At 71.2% G+C, this 379-nt stretch carries 2 protein-coding genes; both read right to left on the bottom strand.

What is annotated here, in order from left to right; all coding sequences use genetic code 11:
• The coding region (locus SB751_RS28485) for an ATP-binding cassette domain-containing protein (RefSeq protein WP_410748850.1) at window positions 1–303 on the bottom strand (303 nt) is incomplete at its 3' end.
• Window positions 300–379, bottom strand: an 80-nt coding sequence (locus SB751_RS28480) for a hypothetical protein (RefSeq protein WP_410748851.1), incomplete at its 5' end; no start/stop codon positions are given. The genes SB751_RS28485 and SB751_RS28480, both read right to left, overlap by 4 nt.

Below are 379 nucleotides of genomic sequence, written 5' to 3'. Positions count from 1 at the left end.
CTCGTCGACGCTCAGCGTGGGGAAAACGTCGCGCTGCTCCGCCACGTAGCCCAGGCCGAGGCGCGCGATCTCGAAGGTCCGCAGCGGCGCGAGATCGACGCCAGCAAAGCGGCGCACGCCGTCGGCGGCGACCATCGACATCAGCGCCTTTGCAAAGGTCGAGCGCCCCGAGCCATTGCGGCCCGCCAGCGCCACGACCTCGCCCGCGTGGATGCGCAGATCGACGCCATGCAGCACCTGGCTCGCGCCGTACCACGCGCGCAGGCCCGCGACGTCGAGCAGTAACGATCTCGTCGTGCTCATGACGATGCCGCGCCGAAGTCGGCGCCCAGATAGGCCTCGCGCACGGCGGCATCGGCGCGAATCGCCTGCGGCGTGC

Source organism: Cupriavidus sp. SIMBA_020 (assembly GCF_046535395.1).
Classification (GTDB): domain Bacteria; phylum Pseudomonadota; class Gammaproteobacteria; order Burkholderiales; family Burkholderiaceae; genus Cupriavidus; species Cupriavidus campinensis.
The sequence above is the reverse complement of the archived record's forward strand: the minus strand, read 5'-3'. Positions and strand labels throughout refer to the sequence as shown.